Here is a 20917-nt window from a genome sequence, read left to right on the forward strand (position 1 = left end):
GGTCGACGTCCACCCTGTCGTTCCGTAGACGGACCGATCGTCGAAACGCCCGTTGGCCTGACCCCGGTACAGGTAGAGCACGCCGCTGCCGGTGTCCCGGACGAGAAGGTCTGGGCGGCCGTCGTGGTCGGCATCTCCCGGGGCGGTGAGCGTCATCGGGCTCCAGCCGCTCGAGCCGATGAGCACGGGGGGAAGCAAACCTGGTTGGTGGAGCGGATCACTGGCGTGGAGATACAGCTGATTGGCGCGGACCGCGACGACGTCGGGACGACCGTCACCGGTGATGTCGCCGACGCTGAGCACCTGGGACACAGCGGACCAGCCGGACCCTCCGAGGGCGATGCGGTCGGAGAGCCTGCCGTACCCCCGGTTCGGGTAGACCCAGAGCCCGTCTCCCACCCGCGCCAGCACGTCCTCGGTGCCGTCGCCGGTGAAGTCACCGCGGTGGCTGATCGCCGCGCCGGTCCATCCTCCCGTGCCGATGATGCCGTTGGGCCAGTTCAACCTGCCATTTCCCCTGCCGTCGTAGAGCCGTAGCTGACCGGCGGCGTCGATGGCGATGAGGTCGGCTCGCCCGTCGCCGGTCAGATCACCGGGTGTCGCCGGCGCACCGGGTGTTCTCGTACGCAGGTATCCGACGAGTGGCGCGTGGTCGGAGTAGCCGTTCGAACCGTCGGGCAGGCCGTAGTAGGTCGTGTCCACCCGGGAGAGGTCCGCGTCGCAGTACCGGAAGAGCGTTCCGGCGCCGGGGCGTGCCGCGAAGATGTGGTCGCGTTTGCGCCACACCTGCGTCGTGGAGCCGTTCCACGCGAGGTGGGTCTCCTCGTTGACGGTGTCGCCGACGCCGTACGACTGGCGGTCGCACTCATCGAACGTGGCCTCGAGATCGGCGAGCTCCCTGGACTCGGGGAAGAAGTTGAAGTCGCCGCCGAGAACGAGGTCGTGACGATCGGGCCAGACGAGATTCTCGATCGTGTCCACCTGACCCGGGCGCCGCGGATCGGTCGCGTCGGCCAGCACGTGCGTGGTGCACAGGCGCGTCGTCCACTCTGCGGTGCGTACGCAGAGCAACGGTAGCTGCTGCAGGTTCACCGTCGGCGTGCTCGGAACGGTCGGCTGGTCTGTGGTCGCGGTGATGGTCGCCTTGACGAGCACCGCGACGCCCAGGTCGCCCTTGAGATCGTTTGCGCCCGTACCCCGGCAGTAGCTGGCACCGTCGGCGGGCCGCTGCACCAGAGCGTGCCGATAGCTCCAGCCCGACCCGAGGGCGGTAGCCAGCAGGCTGAGCTGGCTGCCGTCCTCGCCACCGCAGATCTCCTGGAGCAGTACGACATTCGCGCCGTGTTCGGTCACCACCCTGGCGATTTCATTCGCCTTGCGCTGCGGGTCGGTCCGGTACGGGCAGTAGGAGTCGAAGCCGGGATTCCCGCCGGCCTCTCCGCAGATGTTCCAGGTCACGACCCGTAGTTCAGGCGGAGCCACTGCGGCCGACGCGGTGTGCGGTCGGACGGTCAGGAAGAACGGAAGGGCCACGACCAGCACGCCGAGGACTCGCAGGAGCAATCTGTGCATGGCGCCAGATCTTCGCAGACGCTCCTCGGTCCTGCTGCCCGTCGAGCCTCTCGGGGCCGGTGACCCGAAGGTCGGTGTGCGGGGGTGCCCACCTTGGCCTGACCGTCACACTCAGTCACCGTCGCTGGTTAATCGACGCATCGGACGGTTACCGCCACGCCACCCCTCGAATACGGCCGGGGGTGCTATTGCGCCTGATCACGGCGCCCCTGATCATTGCCCGAGCGTTTTGTTGACGCGCTGGTAACGAATGGGGAGAAGGCCGCGGTGGGGGACATTAATCACTTTGAGTACGGGTGGATCACACCCGCGTTGAGCTACGCGCTGTCCGTGCTCGGTTCCGTCCTCGGTCTGGTCTGCGCCGGGCGCATCCGTACGGCACGGACGAGCGGGCAGCGGGCGTGGTGGGGTCTGCTGTCGGCTTGGGCGCTGGGCGGCACCGCCATCTGGGCGATGCACTTCATGGCGATGCTCGGGTTCGCCGTGGAGAACACCCGGATCCGCTACGACGTGCCGCTGACCGTGGCCAGCACGGTCATCGCGGTGGTGGCTGTCGGTATCGGTCTGGCCATCGTCGGCACCGGCCGGTTGAACGCCGTGCGGCTGATCGCCGGTGGCGTCTTCACCGGGGCGGGCGTGGCTGCCATGCACTACACGGGCATGGCGGCGATGCGGCTCAACGGCACCCTCGGGTACGACACTCTCCGGGTCGCGCTCTCCGTGGTCATCGCCGTCGTGGCGGCCACCGTCGCGCTGTGGCTCGCGATGACGGTTCGCAAGGGGGTGGCGGTCTTCGCCTCCGCGTTGGTGATGGGCATCGCCGTGAACGGGATGCACTTCACCGGAATGAGCGCCCTGTCGGTGCACCGTCACGACGGTGCGAACCGCGAGGTGACCGGGGCCGGGGTGAGCACCCTGCTGGTGCCGATCATGCTGGCGGTCATCTTCGGGGTGGTCGGGCTGCTCTACGCGCTGCTCGCCGCCCCGACCGACGACGACCGGGCCGCCTCGGCGTACCTCAACGAGCGTCGGGTCTCCGAGCCGGCACCCCCGACGCCCGCCCCTGACCCGGTCGGCTTGCGCGCCCGGTCCACCCTCGGTCAGCCGGGCAACCCGTTCCCGTCCCGCCGGGACACGCCGCCCCGCTGACGCCGTCTCGGCGGACCTCAGGTCGGCGGCCGGTCGTCGATGACGAGGGTGGCCAGCAGCCCGGGATGGTCGGTCGCCTCGCGCATGGGCACCGACCTGCGACAACAGATGGTCACACCGCCCGTCGCCACGATGTGTTGGAGCGCGCCGTCGTCCACCCGCTGGTGGTCGGGCGGGGTGCAGGACCGCACGTCGGGGTCGCCGCCGACCCGGAGGTTGAGGTCGCCGGCGAGCACGGATCCGCTGTTCCCGCGGATGGTGGGCAGGACCGTGTCGAGCAGGTGCCCGCACTGGGCGAGCGCCACCCGGTAGCTGGTGTTGGCCAGGTGTGTGGTGCAGGCGAGCAGCCTGCGGTCGACGTCCACGCAGAGCCAGGCCCGTTCCTCGGGGTCGGCGAGATCCTGCGTCGGGTGAATTCCGCGGTGCACGCCGCCCGGGATGTCCGGCGTCTTGACGCGGGCCAGCAGCCCGACGCCGTACGGCTGCCCGTTGCGGCACCGGGTGTCGGCCCCGCTGGGCCGGTCCCCGGCGGGCTGGAACGCCGACACCACGCCCCGACCGTGGTGGACGGCCGCGAACACGCGTCGCAGGGCGGGGACGTCACCCTGACAGATCTCGTTCAGGGTGACCAGATCGGGTGCCTCGGTGTCGATCACCTCGGCGGCGACAGCCATCGACCGGCCGGTGTAGCAGCCGGCCCGACCGCTGTTGCAGAGGTTCAGTTGCAGCATCCGCAGGACCGTGTGTCGTGCGGTGTCCGTGGTGCTGGTCGCTTGCGGCCGGCCGGGCAGCCCGGCGGCGACGAGCAGCAGGCAGACGGCCACCGCTCGGCGCGAGAATCGGGACGGACGATCGGCCACGCGCACTCCGGGTGGGGCAGGCGACGGTCGTCGCCACGGTGGCAGTGATCGTACTCGCGGCGGACCGGCGGCTGACCGGGCGCGGGTCACCCCGGGGGCACGGGCGCCGCGCGTACCCCCGGGGGTTGGTCAGCGCGCGCGGACCGCGACGACCGTGTACGGGGTGGTCGGGGTCGGTGGGGTGGTGAAGCGGCCGTTGGGCAGGTAGAGCCGGCCCAACGCCGTGGCGACGGTGGTGGGTACGTCGAAGTTCGGGTCGGTGATGGTGGCGGTGAACGTTCCGGCGGTGCCGGCGCGGTTCAGCGTGACCACCGCGATCTGGTTGAGGCGGTTCTGCACGACGTAGAGGGTGCGGCCGAGCAGCAGCAGACCGTCGCCGTTGGTGAAGGTCTGGCCGGGCACGTCCACGGCGGTGCTCACGCCGGTCAGCGGGTCGACCCGGTACAGCATGCCGGTGTTCGACTGGACGACGATCAGGGCCCGACCGTCCGGTGTGGTGGTGATGCCGTTGAGGTTCACGCCGGTGCCGATTTGCTCGTACGCCCCGGTCAGCGCGATGGTGGTGAAGCCGTCGGCGGGCGGCAGCGCGCCGCCGCGACCGAGCGGCAGCCGGTAGAGCACCGGCCGGTTGGAGTCGGTGAAGTACGCGGCGTCGCGGGTCAGGATCACGTCGTTGACGAACGTGGGCGCGGTGGCGAACTGGTAGCTGGCCAGCACGTCGCCCGTGCGGGTGTCGAGCACGCGGGCGTCGCCGGCCGTGCCGCCGGCGACGAACAGCCGGCCGCGTGTGTCGACCTTGAGGCCCAGCGACGGGGTGCCGGTGGCCGCGCCGATCGTCGTGCCGCGGCCGGTGACCAGGTCGACGCGCTGGATGGCGCCGGTCGCGCGGGAGCCGAAGTAGGCGTACCGGCCGGCGGTGGCGATTCCCTCGGGCTGGAATCCGTCGGGCAGGGCGAGGACGGTGGGGGGCGGGCCTGCGGGGTGCGCCTGCGCAGGGCTGACGGCGACGGAGGTCAGTAGGGCCACGACGAGCGCGCCGCCGAGCGTGGTGCGGAGGGGGCGGTTCACTGTGCTCCTTCCGGGCGGAAGGGCGGCAGCAGCCGACACGTCCGCCACGTTCACTGGGGCCAGGACCTGTTCCACTGTACGACTGCCGCCGCCCTCCCGCCCGGCGTCACCGGCGCGACCGAGCGAATCGGCCGCGCCGGTGCGACGTCGAGCGGGGTGGATGTCAGGCGTTGCGGACGAGCCTCCACCGGTTGTCCGCGCTGCCGTTGTCGGAGTCCTGGACGGCCTGCGCGCCCCAGGCGGTCGACCCGTTCAGGATGCCGAGCAGCTTGTTGCTGTTGACGTTGCGGATCTTGTAGGTGCCGTCGCCGTTGTCCACCAGGATCCACCGGTGGTCGGCGGTGCCGTTGTCCGCCCACTGCAGGACCCGGGCGTTGTCGGCGGTGGACATGTTCTCCACGCCCAGGACCTTGCCGCTGTTGACGTTGCGGAACCGGACCGCGTTGCCGTCGGTCACCATCACCCAGTTGTGGTCCGCGGTGCCGCTGTCACCCCACTGCACGGCCAGGCCGCCGTCGGCGGTGGACATGTTCTGGATGCCCAGGACCAGCCCGGTCCCGACGTTGACCAGGCGGTAGCTGCCTCCGGTGCTGCCGCCGCCGGTGGTGCTCCAGTAGACCGTGTAGTTGTAGCCGTGGGCGTCCTGGAAGGGTGCGAGGTTCACAGTGGACCCGTTCGCGCTGGCGGTGAACGCGAGCGAGCTGGTGCTGGTGCGCGTGATCGAGGAGACGGTGAGCGACGGCAGGGCGCTCAACGTGGTGTTGCCGTAGTTGCCGGCCAGCACGGTCGGCCCGTACGTCGCGGCGGCCACCGAGCTGTTGTCGTTGGCGGCCCGCATGACGACCTGCATCGGCAGCCGTACGGTGACGGTGTCCCCGGCGGCCCAGGTGCGGGTGACCGTCGCGTAGCTGCCCGGTGTGGTGGCGACGTTCTGCGCCGTGCCGTTCACGGCGATCGTCGCGCCGGTCGTCCAGGCCGGGATCCGCACCCGGATGCTCCACGAGCCGCTCATCGTCCCGGACAGGGTCAGGGTGGTGGTGTCGCTGACCGGGTAGGTGGTGCTCTGGGTGACAGTGATGCCTCGCTGGGACCAGTTCAGGACCGACGGCGTGAACAGGTTCACGGTCAGGGTGGTCCCGTTGTAGAAGTAGATGGACTCCATCAACCTGGTGTTGATCTCCAGGCCGGTGCCCTGGCAGCACCAGAACGAGTTGTAGTCCGTGCTCCAGGTGCCGCCGCCCCACGCCGGTCCCACACCGCGACGCCCGCCCGGCCGCAACGGGGTGAAGTAGGTGATGTGGCCGTGGCTGTCGGCCGGGTTCTGCCCACCGATCAGGTGGTTGATCAGGGCCCGCTCGTAGAAGTCGAAGTAGTCGGTCCGGTTCGGGTCGAGCAGCCACAGCTCCCGGGTCAGCTTGAGCATGTTGTACGTGTTGCACTGCTCGCAGGTGTCGTTGCTGAGGTACCCGGCGATCGCGTTGGGGGCCCGGAAGTGCTCGGCCTGGCTGTTGCCGCCGATGACGTAGGTGTGCGCGTTGACTGTCATGTTCCACGCGTTGCTGGCGATGTCCCGGTAGCGGGTGGTGCCGGTGGCCTTGAACTCCCGGGCCGCGCCGATCCACTTGGGCACCTGCGTGTTGGCGTGCAGCCCGGAGAGCTGGTCCTGATTGTTGGCCAGCGGGTTGAAGACGGCGGCGTGGTCGAACCGCTGGGCGGTGGTGAGCCAACGGGAGTCGCCGGTCTGCTGGTAGATGTCGGTGAGGACGTCGTTCATCCCACCGAACTCGGTGCCCAGCATCGACTGCATCTGGCTGGAGCTCAGCCGGCTCGTCCGGGTGTCGACCCAGCCGGCCAGCGCCAGCAGCACCGTACGGGCCTGCGTGTTTCCGGTGTACCGCCAGACGTCGAGCAGCCCGGCGAGGGTCTTGTGGATGCAGTAGTAGGGCACGTTGCCGTTGGACAACGTCCGGGCTTCGAGGGCGGTGAAGTCGGACTCCGGGAAGCCGGACAGGTATCCGGCGCCGAAGCCGGCGGCTCCGTTGTTGGCCTGGCACTTGGCCAGCTCGGCCACCATGTAGTTCGCCTTGTCCCGGCAGGTGGTGTCGCCGAGCACCGCGTACGCGTACGACCACGCGGTCAGGAAGTGCCCCTGCATGTGGGTCCGGAACGGGAAGTTCGGCGCGTCCCAGCCTCCGTTGGTGGCGGCGCCGTTGGTGGACAGCCGGTGGTTGGCGCGGAAGTTGTAGAGCATCCGGTCGACGTCGACGAACCGCAGGTAGTTGAGCGTGCGCGTCTGGTTGTCCATCCAGCGGCTCGAGTTGAGCCGTACCTGCCCGAGGTCGAACGGGTACGCCGAGACGCCGAGGTCGGGTCGGACCGGTGGGACGACGGCCGCGGACGCGCCACGCGGAGCGACGGCGGCACCGGCTGCGGAGAGGGCCACGGTGGCTCCGGCGGCCTGCAGCAGGCGGCGGCGGCTGAGCGGCGGGGGTGGCATGGGACCTCCAAGGGTGTGCTGCGTGGTGGTGATCCGGAAGGTGGCGTCCTGCCGGTCGGCGGCACTCGAACTGCCACTGAGCGTGTCGACGCGCAGGAGTCGGTTCGCGTGCCGCAGGAAGTTGTCGCCGTGGGCGCCCGGTGCCCGACCCGGTACGTCATCGCGGCACATCAATGTGATCGCTAACATAGTTGGTCGTTAACATGCCCGCAACCCCCCGGATCGCCAGCCCGGCGGCCGGCGAGGGTCCGCCCGGTCGCGTCCTGCCCTGGCGTCGCGGCGACGGCCGTCGAGGTGGGGTCGTGGGCGGGTCCGAACCCGACGCCGCCGGTGTTCTTGATCGGGAGTTCATGACATAGCGTCACACGAACGGTGCTCGCTCTCCGTTGACGCCCGCCTCGCCGCTCAGTACGGTGCATCGTAAATCGTGGATGTCAGCGTCGATACATCAATGCTGCGATGTGGTTACGACGGTCATCTCGCACCACAAAAAATCGAGGTCAGATCAGGGGAGGGGGAGTCACTCAAGATCTGTTAGCGCTAACACGGCTGCCGGCCGTGCTGCTCGGTGTGCGCGCGGTGACCCCGCTCGATCGGCAGCCTGGCAGAGGTGGCTCGTCGATCCGGACCCGTGCACCGCGCACTCTCTGTGGGAGTAATCGTGAAGGTGAACACCCGCGCCACGACCTGGGCTCGCGGCAGGATCAGGCGTGCCGTCGCCTGGCTGGCGAGCCTCGTCTGCGTCCTCGCCCTGCTGCCGGCCAGCGCCGCCCAGGCGGACAATCCGATCGTCCAACACATCTACACCGCCGATCCGGCACCGTTGGTGCACAACGGCCGGGTGTATCTCTACACCGGGCACGACGAGGACGGCTCGACGTACTTCACCATGAAGGAATGGCGGGTGTGGTCGTCGGCCGACATGGTGAACTGGACCGACCACGGCTCGCCGTTGAACCTGGCCACGTTCTCCTGGGCGGACGCCAACGCGTGGGCCGGTCAGGTCATCGCGCGCAACGGCAAGTTCTATTGGTACGTGCCGGTGCGCCAGCGTTCGAACGGGCAGATGGTCATCGGGGTGGCGGTGGGCGACAGCCCGACCGGTCCGTTCCGCGACGCGCTCGGCCGGCCCCTGGTCGGAAACAACGAAATCGACCCGTCGGTCTTCATCGACGACGACGGGCAGGCGTACCTCTACTGGGGCAACCCGGGGCTCTGGTACGTGAAGTTGAACGCCGACATGATCTCGTACTCGGGTAGTGCGACCCGGATCCAGCTCACCACGGCGGGCTTCGGCACCCGTAACGGGAACGCCAGCCGCCCGACCCTCTACGAGGAGGGTCCGTGGGTGTTCAAGCGCAACGGGTTGTACTACAACGTGTTCGCGGCGGAGTGCTGCTCGGAGTTCATCGCGTACTCCACCGCCACCGGCCCGACCGGGCCGTGGACCTATCGCGGGACGATCATGCCTCGGCAGGGCGCCAGTTTCACCAACCACGCCGGCGTGATCGATTTCCAGGGCGGCTCGTACTTCTTTTACCACAACGGGGCGCTGCCGGGCGGCAGTGGTTACACCAGGTCGGTCGCGGTGGAGAAGTTCACCTACAACTCCAACGGCACGATCCCGACGATCACCATGACCACCACCGGCGCACCGCAGGTGGGAACGCTGAATCCGTACGTGCGGCAGGAGGCCGAGACGATCGCGTGGGGCTCGGGCATCGAGACCGAGGTGTCCAGCGAGGGCGGGATGAACGTCGGCTGGATTGAGAACGGCGACTACATCAAGGTCAAGGGCGTCGCGTTCGGCGCGGGGGCGACCTCGTTCACCGCCCGGGTCGCGTCGGCGACCAGCGGTGGCCGGATCGAGGTACGCCTGGACAGCGCCAGCGGCCCGACGGTGGGCACCTGCACCGTCGGTGGCACCGGTGGCTGGCAGACCTGGACCAGCACCACCTGCGCGGTCAGCGGCGCGACCGGCACCCGCGACCTGTACCTGCGCTTCGCCGGTGGCAGTGGCAACCTGTTCAACCTCAACTGGTGGCAGTTCAACGGCAGCACTGGCAGCGGCGGGAACGTCCTCACCAACGGCGACGTGGAGAACGGCACGACCGGCTGGGGTGTGAACGGCAGCGGAACGATCTCCCGGAACACGTCGGTCGTTCGGGGTGGCGCCGGTTCCCTGTCGATCACCGGGCGCACCTCCGCGTGGAACGGCCCCAGCCAGGACGTGACGGCGAAGCTCACCAATGGCAAGAGCTACACCACGAACGTCTGGGTACGCGCGCAGAGCGGCACACCGTCCGCGAAGGCGACACTGGCGCTGACCGCCAACGGTACGACCAGCTACCTCCAGCTGACCCCGGCGACCGCTGTCACCGCGAACGGCTGGACGCTGCTCACCGGCACGGCGACCCCGTCGTGGAGCGGCACGCTCACCGGCGCCACGTTCTACGTCGAGACGGCGGCGGGCACCGACAGCCTGCTCGTCGACGACGCCTCGTTCCAGTGACGTGCGGTGCCGGAGTCGTGGTCGCGCGGCTCCGGCACCCACCCGTGGCCGCAGGCGCAGTCGCCCGGTCCGTTACGACTTGACGAACGACATGTTATCGCTCACAGTCGATGGATGAGGGCGGCCACACCTGTGGCTCACCGGGCGAGTCGGCCGGCCGCACCTCGGAACGTGACGTCCGCCCAGGGCATGCCGGACGTCGCGTCAGGACTCCCAGCAGTGGTGCCGTGACGGCTACCGGGCTCGCAGTCATGGTCCCGCCGGACCTGGGACACCACCGCCGTCGTACGGGGGCATCGGTCGCCGGGCATCGCCGATGCGGCTCTCCGACGTCGCGGGTGCAGCTTCGGGCGCTGCGCCCCCACCGCTGAACCACCACAGACAAGGAATCCGCATGAATCACAGAAGACTCCTGCGAGCGGCGGTGACCATCGCGGTCACCGGCGCTCTCGCGACCGGTATGACGATGGTGTTGACCACCGGGGCCAGTGCCGGGACCACCCTCGGGGCGTCGGCGGCGGAGAAGGGCCGTTACTTCGGTGCCGCCGTGGCGACGGGCAAGCTGTCCACCAGCGTGTACACGACGATTCTGAACCGCGAGTTCAACAGTGTCGTGGCCGAGAACGAGATGAAGTGGGACGCCACCGAGCCGCAGCAGGGTCGGTTCAGCTACACCGGTGGTGATCGTCTGGTCAGCCACGCGCAGGCCAACGGCATGAGCGTGCGCGGTCACCCGCTACGAGACCGACTCCAGCCGGCTGTTCGGCTACACCGGCGAAGTGGTGGTCGGCAATCCCGCAGCCACTCCGGCGGCGAGTTGGGCCGTGGTGGTCACCTTCGCCGACGGCAGCACCGTCGACGACGTCGAGGGTGCGGAGTCGCGACAGGACGGCAGGTCGATCACCTTCACCGGCGCGGCCCTGCCGGCGGGCGGGTCACAGACGTTCCGCTTCGACGTACGCGACAACCGGCCCAAGGCCCGGGCGCCGGAGAGCTGCACGGTGGGCGGCAACCCGTGCGCCGGCCTCTGACCTAAGGCCTGTTTCACAAGAACTGGCCGGCCTGCGGCGGGCCCGGACGACGCCCGGCGGCGTTGCGGTTCCGCCCAGATACAACACCGGTATCCGGACGAGACCGCGCCTTGCCGGATCGCCGCCCGGACTCCGCCTCGGCTCGACCGCCCTTATGAAACAGGCCTTAGGCTGCGGTCATGGCACTGCTGCACCGGGCCACACTGCGCCCCACGAAACTCGACCTGCTGGTCGCCTGGCTGCCGGACCAACAGTGGTTCGCCGGGCCGATCGGCGCCTCCGGCACGCTGACCGCCGCGGACGTGGTGAGCCGGGGCGCGTACCGCTTCGACGACCCGGCCGGTGAGGTCGGCATCGAGACGATGCTGATCGGCATCGCCGACGGGCCGGTCCACCAGGTCCCGCTCACCTACCGCGCCGCGCCTCTCGACGGAGCCGAGGACTGGCTGGTCGGCACCACGGAACACTCGGTGCTCGGCACCCGATGGGTGTACGACGGCTGTGGCGACCCGATCTACGTCACCGCGCTCGCCCACGCGATTCTCACCGGCGCCGGTCAGGCGGAGCAGTACTTCGAGGTCGACGGCCGGCGCGAGGTGCGCGAGCCGACGGTCACCATCGTGGTCAGCGGTGGCGGCGAGGCCGACGTGCCCGCCATCGGCGCCGTGCGCCGGGTGGTCGACGAGGATCACACGCTCATCGACACCGACGCCGTCGGGCTGGTCGTCGTCCGCAGGCCGGGCGCCGAGGCGGACAGGTCGGCCGGGGCGATGCTGGGCGGCAGCTGGGATGGCCAGCCGACGACCGTGCCGCTGGCGTACGCCAAGCTGCTCTGACCTGCTTCTTCTGTGTGTGCGGTGGGCGGCCCGGGACGATCCGGCCGCCCACCGCGTTCACCACTGCGCCGGAGGCGGGGGCGGCGACACGGGCGGTCGGTCGTCGCAGGTGATGGTGTTGGGCAGCAGCCACGGTGCGAGCCAACCGCCGTCGTTGCCGCCGAGGTCGGTCAGCGTGAACTCCGAACCGGCCGGGGTGAAGTGGAACGACCCGCAGTTGTTGACGCCGACCGCGCCGACGTTGCGGGCGTCCACGTTGGCGAACGAGGCGGACCCGGCCGCGCGGGCGCTGACCACCGAGGTGCCGGTGCCGTCGACCCGGATGTCCCGGAACTGCACGTTGGTGATCGAGTAGAGGTCCTTCACCGGCCAGTCGCTGACCAGCATGATCGCGTTGTACGTGCTGTCGAGGTACGCGTCGCCGGTCACCTGGATGTCCGCGTCGATGCTGCGGTCCAGCGCGAAGATCCAGATCGCGCCGAGGCCGATGTTCCAGTTCAGCTCGTACGTGCCGGCGCGGGCGGTGGTGTTGTTGGTGATCCGCAGGTGCCCGGTGAACGGCTCCGCGCCGAAGCGGGATCCGGCGTGGATGCCGCTGCCCTCGCGGACCGGGTCGGCGACGAGGTTGTGCGACACGGTGGTGTCGGTGCCGCCGTAGATGGCGATGCCGTTGGCCAGGGTCGGTGACTGCACGGTGTTGTGGTCGAAGGTGTTGCGGGCGTTCGCCGTCTTCTCCGACCACATTGCCAGGCCGTCGTCACCGGTGTTGCGGACGAAGTTGTGCGCGACCAGGGAGTCGGTCACTCCGGTGTGGAAGTTGAGCGCGTCGGCGATCTGGTCGACGATGATGTTGTTGGTGACCCGGACGTTGCGCATCGGCCCGTCGAACCACACACCCACCTTGGTGTGGTGCAGGTAGAGCCCGTCGATGGTCGAGTCACTCATCGCGCCACCGATCGCGTTCACCTGGTCGGTGTCGATGCGCTCCCGAACGTCTCCCTCGATGGCGAAGCCGGAGAGGTGGACGTTGCGGCTGCCGCCGTCGGCGGCGTCCCGGCCGTAGAACCCGACGCCGGTGTGCACCGAGCCGTCCGGTGCGGGTGTGGGCAGGGCGACCTCGCGGCCCTTGATGATGGTGTGCCAGTTGCCGGCGCCCTCGATGGTCACGTCGTCGACGATGACGTGCCGGTTGACCTGGTAGGTGCCCGGCGGGATGTAGACCTTCAGGTGGGTGCGCCGGGCGAAGGCGATGGCCTTGTCCAGGGCGTCGGCGGAGTCCCGCCGGCCGGTCGGGTCGGCCCCGAAGGCCAGCACGTTCGCCGCGAGCAGCCGGACGCGCGGCGGGGCGACCAGTTCGGAGTCGAGCAGGTCGATGACCGTCCAGGCGGCCGCGCTGCCGGGTGGCGCGGTGAGCCGGATCCGGTCGCCGGCCCGGTAGGTGCGTCCGAGCAGGAGTCGCTGCTCGTCGTAGAAGTGGGTGGGACGGAACGGCGTGGTGATGCTCGGGTACGGGGTGGTGGCCGCCGGCACGCACTGGCACTCGGTGATCCACCAGTCCGGGTGCAGCAGCCCGGCCTGCGGGTCGTTGGTGAACGGGTACTGGTTGTAGAGCCACGAGTACTGCGACGTGAGCGTCATGGTGCGCAGGTGCTTACCGTTCGCCGTGACCTGTAGCGGCGCGGTGATCCCGCCGCCCTGCGGCGCGTCCGGGATGCTGTACCGCACGGTGATTCCGTTGGCCGCGCTGGGCAGGACGAACTCCACGTACTCCCCGGGGGTGAGCCGGACCGCCCGGCGGCCGGAGGCCTCGGCGGGCAGCGTGTAGGCGGACCGGTCGGGGCCGATGATCTCGCCGGTGGTGCGGGCGTTCTCGGCCTCCTGCTCGACGAAGCCGACGTTCGCGCCGCGCCCGGCGACCAACGCCGGGTCGAGGGCGGCCCGGGTGACGACGGGCGTCGCGCCGGGGGAGAGGGTCGGTCGGGCGACGGCCACGCTGGGGGTGACGACCAGCAGGGTGAGGCCGGCCGCGAGCGCGGCTGCGGTGGCGGCCGGACGGCCGGGGCGTCCCCGCGCCGGCATGATGGTCCGAAACATCGGTGACCCTCCTGGGTGGATGGTGGTGGGAGGCTCGCCCGGCGCCCCCGACGCCCGGCATTGATCGTCATGATGTCAGCACTAAACACCGCGCTGCAAGGTCGCAAGCGGACAACGAAAAGAAGCGACAATCAGGCCGCAAGAAATGGACGGTTGCCGAGTTGAGGTGATGCGCGTCGTCTGCCTCGACCAGCTCACGCCGGGCGTAGGCTGACACTCGTGGATCAAGAAGACCGGATCGCCCTGTTCCTCGACTACGAGAACCTCGCTCTCGGCGCGCGCGACCACCGTGGTGGCGCGGACTTCGACTTTCGGCCCATCGCCGACGCGCTGGCGGAACGAGGCCGGGTGGTGGTCCGCCGGGCGTACGCCGACTGGTCGTACTTCGACGAGGACCGACGGATGCTCACCCGGTCGCACGTCGAGCTGATCGAGATCCCGCAACGGATGGGCGCGTCCCGGAAGAACGCCGCGGACATCAAGATGGCCGTCGACGCCATCGAGTTGGCGTTCGAGCGCGACTACATCTCCACCTTCGTGATCTGCAGTGGGGACAGCGACTTCACGCCGCTGGTGCACAAGCTGCGCGAGCTGAACAAACGGGTCATCGGCGTCGGGGTCGAGGGGTCCACGTCGGCGCTGCTCCCACCGGCCTGCGACGAGTTCCTCTACTACGACCGGTTGGAGGGTCTGGACATCCCACCGCCCCGCAGCCAGCGGGCGCGTCCCACCCGCCAGGTCGGTGCGAACCAGCGCCCGCCCGAGCCTGAGCCCGAGCCCGAGGTGGACCGCCGACCCGCCGGCGAGGAGCCCGGCCGGGGGGACGTGGACACGCTCGCGGTGCTGGTCGCCCAGACGGTGGCCGGGTTGCAGGGCAGCGCCAACGGCGAGGTCACCGCGTCCCGGCTCAAGCGCACCCTGCTGCGTAAGGACCCCACGTTCAGTGAGTCCGACTACGGTTTCCGCACCTTCGGCGAACTGCTGCGCCACCTCGCCGAGCGCACCGTGGTCGAGCTGGCCGAGGGTCCGGCCAAGGGTGACCCGGAGGTCTCGCTACCCGAGCACGGTGACCGGGAGGTCGCGTTCGGCCTGCTCCGGGGCGTCGTGGCGGACCTGGGCAGTGGCGGCAACCCGGTGGCGTTGTCCGGGCTGAAGAACCAGGTACGCCGGGCCCGCCCCGACTTCAGCGAGAAGAAGCTCGGCTACCGCAGCTTCCTCCAGTTCTGCAAGGCCGCTGCCACGGCCGGCGTGCTGGACCTGCGCTGGAGCCCCGAAGCCGACGACTACCTCCTGACAACCCAGACCTGACCCCGCCTGCGTGAGGGTGAGGGTTCGCTGATTGGCAAGTCAGGGGCGAAAAATCCACCCGTTATGGTTTCGAACCGTCAACGCTTGACCCGAATTACGCCTGGATTGTCGCTCTTGCCCCGGTCCGGGCACACCTGCGCCGTACCCTCTGCGCGGGAATTGCTATACGGTCGGCGAATGAAGGTGGAGGAGCACTGGTGGAACGGAGACACGACCCCGCGCGGGCGCAGGGACGTGTACATCCGTACTGACGGGCAGGGTTGGGAGGTCCGCGCCCAGATCGGTGGGGCGTCGGGTCGTGAGCGGGTGCAGCAGTGCCCCAGCCGGGCCTCGGCGGCCATCCTCGCCGACGCCTGGCGCGGCACCCACCCATCCTGGCGCGAGCTGAAGCAGCGCTGATCCGGCACCGGGCCGGGTCGGCAACGCTCCCGGGCACCCCCAGCCCGGCGCGCGCGCCGACCGGCCCGGCGCTCGGTACACCGGACCGCCAGACGCTCAGCGGCCGATATTCGATCTCCTTGATCAAGTGATGAGAAATAGGTCCCGCAGAGCGGATTCAGCTACTTTCCATCACTCGATCAAGGCTTGGCGACGGGCTCGTGTCTCTGCCCTCAGGTCGGGTACACGAAGGTCTGCCGGTCGCGCCTGATGGAGGTCCCATGTCGCAGGGTCCCGCTGAGGAGAACCCCAGGCTCGACGAGGAGGTCCGGGAGGCCGAGCGACGGCTCGCCAACCTCACCGCCTCGTCGGACGACGTGCTGGACGACGACGCGCTGACCGACGACGACGCGCGAGCCCCGGACGAGGCACCCTCCGAGGGCAACCCTCATCAGGAGTGACATCCTCGCGCTCAGGGGCGGGGAACCGCCCCGTGCCCGTGTACGCCGGCCGTGACCCGCTCGCGCCGGTGCGCGCCGCGGGGGCGGAAGGACGAGGCCGGGGCCTGCCCGCGACTCACTGCCAACTCGTTGCCGCGCGACCGGAGGAACGGTCGTTCCAGCAGGTGGTAACTGAGGGCGGTGCCTCCCAGGGCGATGCCGATGCCGATCACGCCGACCGCAATGCTGGGCAGGCCGAGCCAGTTCCTGCTCAGGAGCACGATGGGGAGGGTGTGCCAGAGGTAGAGGCTGTAGCTGATCCGTCCGGTCGCCACCAGCGGTCGCCAGGACAGCAGCCGAGCCGGGCCCGCCGGGCGGGCCTCGTAGCCGGAGAGGATGAACAGCACGGCACACCCGACGGTCAGCGGGAGCGCGACGAGGCGGTAGGCCGGCGAGTAGGGATCACTGCCTAACGCCGTCCATAGTGCGACGAACGTGAACGCGGCCACCAGGATCGGGCGGCCGCCGATCCGGAGCCTCAGTGTCCGGCCCTGGGCCAGCGCGAAGGCGATTGCGGCGCCGACCAGCAATTCACTGGTGTGGGCCAGGGGGCCATAGTAGAACCACCAGCCGGGTTGGACGGCCGCGGCGAGGTAGACAGCCCCGGCGGCCAGCAGCGCGAGGCGTGTGGCGCGGGCCGCCGGCATGCGGCGGAGCCGCAGCACCGCCAGAGGCCAGAGCAGGTAGAAGTACCACTCCACCGAGAGAGACCACGTCATCGAGAAGGGGTCGATCGGGGCGCCCCCCAGTGTGACCCACAGCGACGTGGCCTGGACCGCGGCCACGAGACCGTGGCGCAGGGACGTCTCCGGGGAGAGGGCGCTGTCAGGCAGGAGCCAGGCCAGCGCGGTGATGCCCACCAGCGCCCCGACCAGCGGTGGGTAGAGCCGTCGTACGCGGTTCCGTAGGAAGCCCCCGTACGGCGGCATCCGCTTGACCAACAGTGTGGTGATGATGAAGCCGCTGAGGACGAAGAAGAGGTCGACTCCGATGTAGCCGCCCTCGAAGCCGGGGAGCCGCTGGCCGATCCAGTGGACGGCGCACACGGCCAGGATGGCGATGCCCCGGATGCCGTCGAGGTGGTCCACGCGACCCTTCGAGCCAGGTGAGCTCCGTGGGGAGTCGAACCTGGTGACCATGACATCGTTCACCGATGGAGAATTGCACATTTGTCCGGCCTCGTGGCGGTTATCGGTCTTCTGTCCATTGATGACTTCGTACTCCAGCTCAAGCCCTGGCACAGATGTCGACACGGGCCCTGGGGCCTGCCCGGCCGGTAGCTGCCGGACAGGCCCGTCGTTCGACGAGGGTTCAGCGTTTGAGCGTGAAGGTGAAGTCGCCGGAGAGCCTGCCGCTCAACCGGACCGCCGAGACGATCCTCCCTTCCCGGATCAGTCGATCGACCTCGCCGCGCGACAGACCACAACCGTCGGCGATCAGTCGTACCGGCCGGACCGGGATCCGTGCCGCGAAGCGGACGACCACGTCGATCACGTCGTGGTCGAGGTGATCCGATCCGTCGGTGTCCAGACGCCAGGCGTCGGTCCAGTCGAGGTCGAATCGGTTACGGCGCTGCACGATCGGGTCCTGGAGCAGTTCAGCGGTCAGCCCGCTGTCGTTGTCGTGCAGCCGGTCCAGCACCTCCGGGTGGATGGCGCGTACCGTCATCCGCTCCAGGACGGTGAGCTTCGCCGTGACCCCGCAGGCGGTGCAGAGCGCGAGGAGCCAGACGTCGATGAGTTTGTGATTGGCGTTGACGCGGAACCTGCCGCTCGGCCGCAGTCGCCGCGACGCGCAGGCGTGGCAGCGACGGCGGACGAGGGGCAGGCAGGTGGGCACGACGGCCCAGGTGATGAGCACAGAAGTACACCGGTTCCAGTGAGAAAGTCCGCAGCAAGAAGGAGCGCGGCGCACAGGGCGCGACGCGCGACAGATCAGCGCTCGGGAAATCTCACAGGGTGTACAACGGCACGTCCTTGCCTAGACGACCTGGTTGCGCAGCACGGTAACGGCGGACGACGCCGCCGCTCCACCGGTTTTCGCGCGCGCCTCCAGGTCGCCCGGCGACGTCAGGCGGTCGGGACCGGCAGCACCACGCCCTCGGCCGCCGAACGGTGCGCCAGCTCGATCAACTCGACGGTGGCGACCGAGTCCCGTGGGTCCACCGGCATCGGCGTGCCGTCGCGCAACGCCGCCGCGACCTGCGCGTAGAAGCTCTGGTACGACCCGGGCTGGGTGGTCACCGTCCGCAGGTCACCGTCGACGCCGAGCATGCCGTACCGCTCCGGCGGGACCTCGCCCCAGCCGGGCTGGTCCGGCCGGCCGCCGGCGTGCAGCGCCGCCTCCTGCACGTCCAGCCCGTACGTCGTGTAGCCGGCCCGGTCGCCCAGCACCCGCAGGCGGGGCCCGAGCTGGGCGGTCATCGCGCCCATCCACAGGTGCGAGTGCACCCCGTTGGCGTGGGTCAACGCCACGAAGGCGTCGTCGTCGACGGCCGCGCCGGCGCGGCGACGGTCCACCTCCGCATAGACGCGGTCGACCCGGCCGAAGAGCTGCACCGCCTGGTCGACGAGGTGCGCGCCCAGGTCGAAGAGAGCGCCGCCGGCCTCCTCGGGACCGGCCAGCTCCCGCCAGCCCGGCTTGATCGTCGGACGGAAACGCTCGAACCGGGACTCGAAGCGCAGCACCCGCCCCAACTCGCCCTGCTCCACCAGGCGGCGGGCGGTCAGGAAGTCACCATCCCAGCGCCGGTTCTGGAACACCGTCAACGGCACCCCACGCTCGGTCGCCTCGTCGACGAGCGCGCGGCCCTCCGGGGCCGTCGCGGCCAACGGCTTGTCCACCACGACCGGCAGCCCGGCCGCGAGCGCCGCCCGCGCCATCGGCACATGGAGCCGGTTCGGCGTCGCCACCACGACCAGGTCGAGATCATCAGGGGTACGCCAGACCTCGTCGGCGTCGTCCACCAGGCGGGCATCCGGGAAGAGCTGCCCGGCCTGCTCACGCCGCTCGGGATCCCGGGTCACGATGGCATCGAGCCGCAGCCCGGGCGTCGCGGCGATCAGCGGTGCGTGGAACACCCGACCCGCCAACCCGTACCCCAGCAGACCAACCCGCAGCGCCTCCGCCATGCCCGTGCCCCCATCTTCCTGGTCCGCGCCCCGATGCGGCGGCGGTACCGCGGAGGAGAATCTACGCCCCGAGCGGGCCGGCGTGATCTCGACCCGGTGCTGGTCAGGCCGTTGGGTCGGCCCGAAGGTAGGTGAGGACCGCGAGCACCCGACGGTTGGTGTCGTCGCTCGGAGGCAGGTCGAGCTTCAGCAGGATGTTGCCGACGTGCTTGCCCACCGCCGCCTCGGTGACGTGCAGCCGGGAGGCGATCGACGCGTTCGACCGGCCCTCGGCCAGCAGCGTCAGCACCTCGCGTTCCCGAGCGGAGAGCGCGGCGAGCGGATCGCGCGGACGGTGCAGGAGTTGCCGGACCACGTCCGGGTCGATCGCCGTGCCGCCGGCCGTGACCCGACGCAGCGTGTCGACGAACTCGGTGACCTCGGCCACCCGGTCCTTGAGCAGGTAGCCCACCCGCTGGCCGTCGCCGCTGTCCAGCAGCGCCGCCGCGTACCCCGTCTGCACGTACTGACTGAGCACCACGACCGGAAGGTGCTGTCGCTCGGCGCGTAACGCGACGGCCGCGCGCAACCCGTCGTCGCGGCGGCCCGGTGGCATCCGGATGTCGGTCAGCACGAGGTCCGGTTCGTGCTCGCGGGCAGCGTCCAGCAGTTCCGGCGCGGAGCCGACGGCGGCGCAGACCGTGAAGTCGAAGCGGGTCAGCAACCCGACCAGGCCCTCCCGCAGCAGCACCTCGTCCTCGGCGAGCACCACCCTGGTCAGCGACGGCACGGCAGCTCCACCCGGATCAGGGTAGGCCCACCGGGCGGGCTGGACAGCAGGAGCCGGCCGTCCACGGCGGCGACCCGGTCGGCGAGACCGGTCAGGCCCGTACCCAGGCTCGGGTCGGCGCCGCCTCGACCGTCGTCGGACACCTCGACCACCAGGTCGCCGCCGGTCCGGGTGAGGCGAACGTCCGCGTGGGTCGCCCCGGAGTGCCGGACCACGTTGCCCAGCGCCTCGGACACCACGAAGTACGCGGTGGTCTCGACGATCTCCGGTAGCTCGCCGTCGAGGTCGGCGCGGACGGTGACAGCGACTGTGGACGCGTCGGCCAACTCCTGCGCGGCGCCGGCCAGGCCGAGGTCGGTGAGGCTCTGCGGGCGGATGCCGTGCACCAGTTGCCGCAGCATCACCATCAGGCCCCGGGCCTGGTCGTGCGCCACGGCGAGGGGCCGGGCGGCGGGGGAGTCCTCGGGTACGTCCAGCCGGGCCAGGCCGAGCTGGAGGGTGAGGCTGGTCAGCCGGGGCTGTGCCCCGTCGTGCAGGTCGCGCTCGATCCGGCGTCGCTCGGCCTCGTAGGCGCTGACCAGGCGGGTACGGGAACGGGCGACCTCGCGCAACGCCGCCGCATCGACCGGCCAGGCCAGCGCCCAGCGGGCCACGGTGGCCTGGACGGCGGTGAACAGACCGGCCGAGTAGCAGAGGACCGGCAGGAGCAGCACACCCACTATCGCGTACGGGACGGCCTCACCGGTGGTCTCGATCGGCTGCCAGATCACCACCGGCTCGTTCGGGTCGCCGGCCAGCCAGGGGCTGGTGATCAGTCCTAGGTCGAACACCAGCAGCAGCAGGAACACCCAGTACGTGATCGGGGTGACCCCTCCCAGCCAGAACAGGTACGCCACCTCCCGCCATCCGGCGGCGGTGCGGTAGCGGGCGACCAGGCCCGGCCACGGCGACGGAGGCAACGGGCGGCCGTCCACGAGGCGCAGTCGCCACCGCTCGACGGCGGCCACCGGGAAGCTGACGATCGGCGCCAGCGCCAGCACGGTGAGGCTGCCGACCGCCAGGAACAGCATGAGCGGGACGCCCGGCGGGCGGTCGTGCAGCAGCAGCCCGTTGACGGCGGCGAGCAGGGGTGCGCCGATGACGAGGAGCCCGACGGCGAGCACGCCCGCGATCGGCACGGTGCTGACCAGGTAGGCCAGCGCCCGCCAGGGC

General features: G+C 70.1%; 17 protein-coding genes and 1 pseudogene. 8 read left to right on the forward strand and 10 right to left on the reverse strand.

All coding sequences use genetic code 11. The features are described 5' to 3' along the window. Positions 1-1572: FG-GAP-like repeat-containing protein (locus ACWCO3_RS12475; protein WP_450009929.1), on the reverse strand; the 1572-nt coding region annotated here is incomplete at its 3' end. Between the two features lie 267 nt (positions 1573-1839). On the opposite strand from ACWCO3_RS12475, the gene ACWCO3_RS12480 reads away from it, so the two are divergent. Further along, positions 1840-2721 carry an MHYT domain-containing protein gene (locus ACWCO3_RS12480; RefSeq protein ID WP_145781974.1) on the forward strand — a complete coding sequence of 294 codons (882 nt, stop codon included), beginning with the start codon at positions 1840-1842 and terminating at the stop codon, positions 2719-2721. 17 nt (positions 2722-2738) lie between these two features. Here the strand turns inward: ACWCO3_RS12480 and ACWCO3_RS12485 are convergent, their stop codons facing one another. The 3 genes from ACWCO3_RS12485 to ACWCO3_RS12495 all read right to left on the reverse strand — a co-directional run bounded on the left by ACWCO3_RS12485 (position 2739) and on the right by ACWCO3_RS12495 (position 7146). Beyond that, entirely contained in the window at positions 2739-3581 is an 843-nt protein-coding gene (locus ACWCO3_RS12485) for an endonuclease/exonuclease/phosphatase family protein (RefSeq protein WP_450009931.1), read from the reverse strand. Between the two features lie 129 nt (positions 3582-3710). Beyond that, the gene (locus tag ACWCO3_RS12490) at positions 3711-4649 is read right to left on the reverse strand and encodes an SMP-30/gluconolactonase/LRE family protein (RefSeq protein WP_450009933.1); all 939 of its coding nucleotides are present in this window, start codon (positions 4647-4649) and stop codon (positions 3711-3713) included. Positions 4650-4812: 163 nt separating this feature from the next. After that, the gene (locus ACWCO3_RS12495; protein WP_450009944.1) at positions 4813-7146 is read right to left on the reverse strand and encodes a beta-L-arabinofuranosidase domain-containing protein; all 2334 of its coding nucleotides are present in this window, start codon (positions 7144-7146) and stop codon (positions 4813-4815) included. 754 nt (positions 7147-7900) lie between these two features. On the opposite strand from ACWCO3_RS12495, the gene ACWCO3_RS12500 reads away from it, so the two are divergent. The 4 genes and pseudogenes from ACWCO3_RS12500 (at position 7901) to ACWCO3_RS12515 (ending at position 11525) form a co-directional block, all read left to right on the forward strand. Further along, entirely contained in the window at positions 7901-9658 is a 1758-nt protein-coding gene (locus tag ACWCO3_RS12500; protein ID WP_450009946.1) for a family 43 glycosylhydrolase, read from the forward strand. Between the two features lie 466 nt (positions 9659-10124). Then, positions 10125-10337, forward strand: a pseudogene (locus tag ACWCO3_RS12505) (endo-1,4-beta-xylanase); the annotation flags it as partial. Between the two features lie 100 nt (positions 10338-10437). Beyond that, entirely contained in the window at positions 10438-10689 is a 252-nt protein-coding gene (locus ACWCO3_RS12510; RefSeq protein WP_450009935.1) for a hypothetical protein, read from the forward strand. Between the two features lie 179 nt (positions 10690-10868). Then, positions 10869-11525 carry a CG0192-related protein gene (locus tag ACWCO3_RS12515; protein ID WP_450009937.1) on the forward strand — a complete coding sequence of 219 codons (657 nt, stop codon included), beginning with the start codon at positions 10869-10871 and terminating at the stop codon, positions 11523-11525. Between the two features lie 57 nt (positions 11526-11582). Here the strand turns inward: ACWCO3_RS12515 and ACWCO3_RS12520 are convergent, their stop codons facing one another. After that, complete coding sequence (locus tag ACWCO3_RS12520; protein ID WP_450009938.1) at positions 11583-13619, reverse strand: glycosyl hydrolase family 28-related protein; 2037 nt, start codon at positions 13617-13619, stop codon at positions 11583-11585. 219 nt (positions 13620-13838) lie between these two features. On the opposite strand from ACWCO3_RS12520, the gene ACWCO3_RS12525 reads away from it, so the two are divergent. From ACWCO3_RS12525 to ACWCO3_RS12535, 3 genes are all read left to right on the forward strand, one after another. Next, positions 13839-14927, forward strand: coding sequence for a PIN domain-containing protein (locus ACWCO3_RS12525; protein ID WP_145784401.1), 1089 nt, complete (start codon positions 13839-13841; stop codon positions 14925-14927). Between the two features lie 177 nt (positions 14928-15104). Then, entirely contained in the window at positions 15105-15326 is a 222-nt protein-coding gene (locus ACWCO3_RS12530) for a hypothetical protein (protein WP_030335934.1), read from the forward strand. Positions 15327-15586: 260 nt separating this feature from the next. Beyond that, positions 15587-15766: a hypothetical protein gene (locus ACWCO3_RS12535; protein WP_145784398.1), complete on the forward strand. Its 180-nt coding sequence runs from the start codon at positions 15587-15589 to the stop codon at positions 15764-15766. An 11-nt stretch (positions 15767-15777) separates the two neighbouring features. Here the strand turns inward: ACWCO3_RS12535 and ACWCO3_RS12540 are convergent, their stop codons facing one another. The 5 genes from ACWCO3_RS12540 to ACWCO3_RS12560 all read right to left on the reverse strand — a co-directional run. After that, a complete protein-coding gene (locus ACWCO3_RS12540; protein WP_167524893.1) occupies positions 15778-16893 on the reverse strand; it encodes an acyltransferase family protein in 1116 nt (371 codons plus the stop codon). A gap of 223 nt (positions 16894-17116) precedes the next feature. After that, complete coding sequence (locus ACWCO3_RS12545) at positions 17117-17665, reverse strand: DUF1062 domain-containing protein (RefSeq protein WP_358163033.1); 549 nt, start codon at positions 17663-17665, stop codon at positions 17117-17119. A 209-nt stretch (positions 17666-17874) separates the two neighbouring features. Further along, positions 17875-18936, reverse strand: coding sequence for a Gfo/Idh/MocA family oxidoreductase (locus ACWCO3_RS12550; protein WP_450009940.1), 1062 nt, complete (start codon positions 18934-18936; stop codon positions 17875-17877). A 103-nt stretch (positions 18937-19039) separates the two neighbouring features. Next, positions 19040-19705, reverse strand: coding sequence for a response regulator transcription factor (locus tag ACWCO3_RS12555; RefSeq protein WP_145784390.1), 666 nt, complete (start codon positions 19703-19705; stop codon positions 19040-19042). Continuing rightward, a partial coding sequence (locus tag ACWCO3_RS12560) for a sensor histidine kinase (protein ID WP_450009942.1) occupies positions 19693-20917 on the reverse strand: 1225 nt, incomplete at its 5' end. The genes ACWCO3_RS12555 and ACWCO3_RS12560, both read right to left, overlap by 13 nt.

This window comes from Micromonospora sp. NPDC002411 (assembly GCF_053592955.1).